The 5,331-nt window shown below is 55.5% G+C and carries 5 protein-coding genes and 1 pseudogene; all 6 read left to right on the top strand.

What is annotated here, in order from left to right:
• Positions 1 to 570: pseudogene (locus ACO4XG_RS10830) on the top strand (InlB B-repeat-containing protein); the annotation flags it as partial.
• A 396-nt stretch (positions 571 to 966) separates the two neighbouring features.
• Positions 967 to 1,155: a hypothetical protein gene (locus tag ACO4XG_RS10825; protein ID WP_308507755.1), complete on the top strand. Its 189-nt coding sequence runs from the start codon at positions 967 to 969 to the stop codon at positions 1,153 to 1,155.
• Between the two features lie 157 nt (positions 1,156 to 1,312).
• Positions 1,313 to 2,185: a phosphoribosylaminoimidazolesuccinocarboxamide synthase gene (locus ACO4XG_RS10820; protein WP_308507754.1), complete on the top strand. Its 873-nt coding sequence runs from the start codon at positions 1,313 to 1,315 to the stop codon at positions 2,183 to 2,185.
• An 18-nt stretch (positions 2,186 to 2,203) separates the two neighbouring features.
• Positions 2,204 to 3,199 (top strand): DUF2156 domain-containing protein, encoded by a 996-nt coding sequence (locus tag ACO4XG_RS10815; RefSeq protein WP_308507753.1) that lies wholly within the window; start codon positions 2,204 to 2,206, stop codon positions 3,197 to 3,199.
• Positions 3,200 to 3,261: 62 nt separating this feature from the next.
• Positions 3,262 to 4,299: a GNAT family N-acetyltransferase gene (locus tag ACO4XG_RS10810; protein WP_308507752.1), complete on the top strand. Its 1,038-nt coding sequence runs from the start codon at positions 3,262 to 3,264 to the stop codon at positions 4,297 to 4,299.
• Positions 4,300 to 4,507: 208 nt separating this feature from the next.
• Entirely contained in the window at positions 4,508 to 5,263 is a 756-nt protein-coding gene (locus tag ACO4XG_RS10805) for an NAD-dependent protein deacylase (protein ID WP_308507751.1), read from the top strand.
• Positions 5,264 to 5,331: the final 68 nt, after the last annotated feature.

The raw sequence follows: 5,331 nt of genomic DNA, 5'->3' as shown, positions 1-5,331 counted from the left end.
AGTCCGAAGCTTCTCGGCGGCGAGCCCTTTGTCGCGGACTACGAGAAGAGCTACGCGGTCGGCACGAACGGCAAGTGGGAGCTTGTGAATCCGGTGCAGCACGAGTGGATTTTCACCTTAAACGGCGGTATGCGCCTCGCAAACCGCTGGGGAAAACTGGTCTACAACTACGGCGATCACACCGAGACCCACTGGTATCACTTCGGACAGCACGGTATCATGGACTTCGGCTGGTACCGCGACGAGGCGATGAACTGGTATTATCTCGACCGGAATCACGACGGCTTCTTTGGCAGAATGCAGACCGGCTGGCATCTCGACGACTTTGATCAGCGCTGGTACTATTTCGATGAGAGCAGTGGTGTCATGCAGACCGGCTGGCAGGAGATCAACGGCAAGTGGTACTACTTTGCGACGAGCGCGAGCACCGATACTTATGAGTACGATGCGGTCAGTGAGAAGTGGTACTATAAGGACAGCGTTTCTGTGCGTCCCTACGGTTCCATGTACATAAACGAGCTGACCCCGGACGGCTACCGCGTGGATGCCACCGGCGCATGGATACGGTAAACAGCAGTACTAAAAAAGCAAGGCGGCAACGAGATCCCTAATTCTTGCACCTGCGCGGGGCGGAGAAGCATAGCTTCCCCGCCCCGCTTTTTTGTGCCCGTTATCTCCGGGAAAGGCGCGGCGTTTGGCGACATATACAAGCCGTGCAATTTGTGAAGTGATAAATTTAGAGGAACGGCTCTGCGAAAAATGGTATACTGAATTGCACCAAGTGCGGCACTTGAACGAGAGTTCTGAAGAGCAACGCGAAAGTGGGCCGGTTCTTACAAATGCAAACGATGCGGCCCGCTGTGCGAGATTGCGGCAAAGTTTGCGTGGGCTGATTTGATGAAGCAGAAGCAGAGTATGCGGCCCCGCAGCGAGTAAAAGAGATGAGACAGAAGAAAGGAGGCAGAGATGGTTATTAGATATACGGAAGAGCAACTCAAACTGGAAGCTATTTTTGAGCCGTATCTGGAGAAAGGACGGTTGCGAGAAGACGCTCCACAAGCGGCGAAAGAAGCTTTAGAGCGATACGACGCAATATTCGAGGAGAGCTACCGAAGAGCATTCGAAGACACCTACGGATGGAGTTTGGATAAATAATTTTCGTATCATTGATCGTGGCCTTCGGCTTCTTGAAAAGCTAAGGATTGCCCTCTTTTTTGAATGAGATTTCCAAGGCTTCGGCGGCGTGTACAAGCAAGACAGTTTGTGATACGATACTCAAGGTAGGGCTTCACCATTAAGAGGAGGTACGAGTATGCAGGAGTACAGACCGGTAAAAGAGGGAAAAGTGCGCGAGATCTACGATGTCGGCGAGGGCCTTATCATGGTCGCGACGGATCGCATTTCCGCCTTTGACGTAATCTTAAAGAATCGCATTACGGACAAGGGGGCGGTGCTCACGCAGCTGTCCCGTTTCTGGTTTGAATATACCAAGGATGTCATGCCGAACCACATGATCAGCACGGATACGGCGGACATGCCGGAATATTTCCGCACGCCGGAATTCGAGCGCCGCAGCATGCTTTGCAAGAAGCTCACAATGCTGCCGATTGAGTGCATTGTCCGCGGCTATATCACGGGCAGCGGTTGGGAGAGCTATAAGAAGAACGGAACCGTTTGCGGCATTCAGCTCCCGGCGGGCTTGCAGGAGTCCGAGCAGCTGCCGGAGCCGATCTTCACGCCGAGCACCAAGGCGGAGATCGGTGACCACGACGAGAATATTGACTTTGCGCGCTGCATCGAAGTGCTTGAGAAGGCCTTCCCGGGCAAGGGCAGAGAGTACGCGGAGATTATCCGCGACAAGACGCTGGCACTGTATCGCCTCTGCGCGGACTACGCGAAGACCAAGGGTATCATTATTGCGGACACGAAGTTCGAGTTCGGTCTCAACGAGGCGGGTGAGGTTGTCCTTGCGGACGAGATGCTGACCCCGGATTCCTCGCGCTTCTGGCCGCTCGAGGGCTACGCGCCGGGCAAGTCTCAGCCGTCGTTTGACAAGCAGTTTGTGCGCGACTGGCTGAAGGCGAATCCGGACAGCGACTACAAGCTCCCGCAGGATGTCATTGACAAGACCATCGCAAAGTACAAGGAAGCGTATGCGATGCTCACGGGAAAGGAGTTAGACTGAAGCACTGCTTCGGGCGTTATGGATTGTAAGAAGGAAAGTCAGCCGGAGTTTCATCATTTTCACGCGGGCGATGTGGCACGCTACGCAAAGTTCTATGAGCTGCGCTCCAATCTCACCTCAGACAGCACACCGCTCGAGAGTTTTCTCTGGAGGAAGTACTTTGACGCGCGGGCTGCGGTTCTGAGAGACGGCGAGCGGGAACTCGGCCTGCTCTGGCTCTACGGCACCGAGGACGAGCCCTATGCGGCCATGCCGCTCGCGCGGGAGGAGGATCTTCCCGCCTGTTTTGCGGCACTGCAGCGGTATTTTCGCGAGGTGCTGAAAAAGCCGCTCATTGTGAAACTCGCGGATGAGGGCGCCGTGCGCGCACTGCAGCTGCCGGAGGATCAGTATCTGGTCGAGGAAGAGGAGAACGCCGCCGATTATCTCTATGACGGCAACGCGCTTCGCACGCTCTCGGGCAGAAAACTCCACAAGAAAAAGAATCACTACAATAACTTTATCAAGAACTACGGCGAGCGCTATACCTACCGTCCGCTGGAGCCGGGTGACCACGAGGCCGTGCTCCGTTTCCTCGAAAAGTGGCGGGACGGTAAGGGAGATGAGGTCGAAGACCACCTGGACCGCGAGGTTGAGGGCATTCACGATCTTCTGAATCACGGCGAAGAGCTGGCTCTCGGAAAAAGTGTCAGCACCGGTGCGATTCTGATTGACGGCGAGCTCGCGGCTTTCTCGGTCGGTAGCTTGAACCGGCGCGACAACATGGCGGTCATTCACATCGAAAAGGCAAATCCGGAGATTGACGGCCTCTATCAGGCCATCAACAAAGAGTTCCTGTGCCACGCCTTTCCGGAGGCAGCCATCATCAACCGCGAGGACGATGTCGGTCTGGAGGGACTGCGGAAATCAAAGCAGAGCTACTATCCCTGTGGATTTGCAAAGAAATATCTGATTCTGGAGCGAAAGGGCGCGGATTTGAGCGACCGGCAGATTCAGGCAGAGATGCAATACTAAAAAAGAAAGAAGATCTGTCCGCGTCGGGCAGATCTTTTTTGACAAGGAGAGGGGAAAAGTGCATGCAAGTCAAGAAGTTGGAACAGACGGAAAAGGAGCGCACGCGGAAACTCTACGAAGAGGCTTTTCCGGAGGACAGCGCGCGCATGCGGGATTTTTACTATGCGTCGCGTATGCGGGAAAATACGGTCTATGTCATAGAGAACGAAGAGGAAGTTGAAGGGATGCTCTGCCTGAACCCCTGTCGGGTGCAATGCGGGAGAGAAGAACTGACACTCTCCTATATTGTCGCGGTGGCAACGGGGCAGAAGTACAGGCGGCGCGGCATCATGCGGCGCATCCTGACCGAGGCGCTTCGGGAGGAGTATGCGGCCGGCAAACCCTTTGTGTTTCTCGAGCCGGCAAACCCCGCCTACTATACGCCGTTTCAGTTTGCCTATGCCTCGCGGCGGGAAAAACGCATTCTAAAAAACGATGCCTGCTATCACTGCCGCGCGGTGGATGTCGGAGACGAGAGTCTGTTAAACGAGCTGTCAGCCTGCTGTAACGCAATACTCGCAGAGAAGTATGATATTTTCTGCCTGCGAAGCCCCGACTACCTGCGCCGCGTGTGCGGCGAGGTGTCCGCTGGAGAAGGACGGGTGCTGTCTGTCTGGGAGAGACAGGCGGGCGGCAGCGAAAAGCTGATCGGAATGGAGGTCTTTGACTATCCGGACACACGGGAGCAGGATGCCCGCGTCATATTGCCGGACGCGGCAACCCTGAAATGTTGCGGCACCGAGCCCTTCATCATGGCGCGTATTCTCTCAATCCCCGCTTTTTTTGCGGGGATTTCGCTCCGGAAGGAAGCGGCGGCGGAGGAGCGGAAGTTTTTCTTTTCGCTGAAAGATCCGCTGATTGCGGAGAACAACGGCGTCTTTTTGCTGCGTGCGACCAAGCGGGGAAGTTTCGTGGAGCGGCTTTCGACAGAGACAGAGCGGCGGCAGCATGTCACGGCGCTCACACCGGAAGAACTGGTTGCCGTATTTTTCGGCATGCAGCGTGCGCCTTGGGCAGAGGAATTGACGTCATACAGGGCTTATTTTGACGAAGAAATGTAAAAAAGGCTTCCGATCGGAAGCCCAAGTTGACTGCCAATGTAGGCGAGTGCGCGGGGCAGGCCGACCGTATTTCTTGTGGGAGAAAGGCATTATAATAAGAAGGCGTGTCGGCATGGCTGCTCGGTGCGGCCTGCCGGGGGATTACGCGCGTGAGTCTTTTGATGCAACAGCTCATGGAGCTGCGTTAACGCAAAAGAAAGGAAGGGCTATGAGCAGAGAAACAGAAGGCTTGGAAGCACAGATTACAACACTCGGAACCTGGATTGTGGAGAGTCGGCGCATTGTCTTTTTCGGCGGCGCGGGTGTCTCGACCGAGAGCGGGATTCCGGATTTTCGCTCGGCGGACGGACTCTATGCAGAGAAGCGGAGTTATCCGCCGGAGCAGATTGTGAGCCACAGCTTCTTTCTATCGCACACAGAGCAGTTCTATGAATTTTATAAGGAAAGAATGCTCTATCCGGACGCAGAGCCGAACGCCGCGCATCTGGCACTCGCCGCGCTTGAGCGGCAGGGAAAACTCAGCGCGGTGATTACCCAGAATATTGACGGACTGCACGAGAAGGCCGGGAGCAAACAGGTATTGCCGCTCCACGGAACAGTCCTGAAAAACCACTGTATGCGCTGCGGAAAGTCTTATTCCCTAGCGGGGCTGTTATCGCGCTCCGGTGTGGTACCGCACTGCGACTGCGGTGGTATCATCAAGCCGGATGTGGTGCTCTATGAGGAAGCGCTGGACAGTGCCCTGCTTAGCGAAGCAGCACGCCGCATCGCGGAAGCGGATCTTTTGATTGTCGGCGGAACCTCGCTCGCGGTCTATCCGGCGGCGGGACTCCTGCGCTATTTCGGCGGACGTCACTTGGTCGTCATCAACCGCAGTGCAACGCCGGCAGACCGGGATGCGGATCTGGTCATACAGGCACCGATCGGAGAGGTGCTCTCAAAGGCGCTGGAAGAGGCACGCTGAAGCGTGATTTTTACTCTAGATTGCAAGATCAAGTAGGACAGTCTGAAATAATTCCTCCGGCGAACTGT

The organism is Stomatobaculum sp. (assembly GCF_057248925.1).
This window is presented reverse-complemented; position numbering and strand designations above follow the sequence as displayed.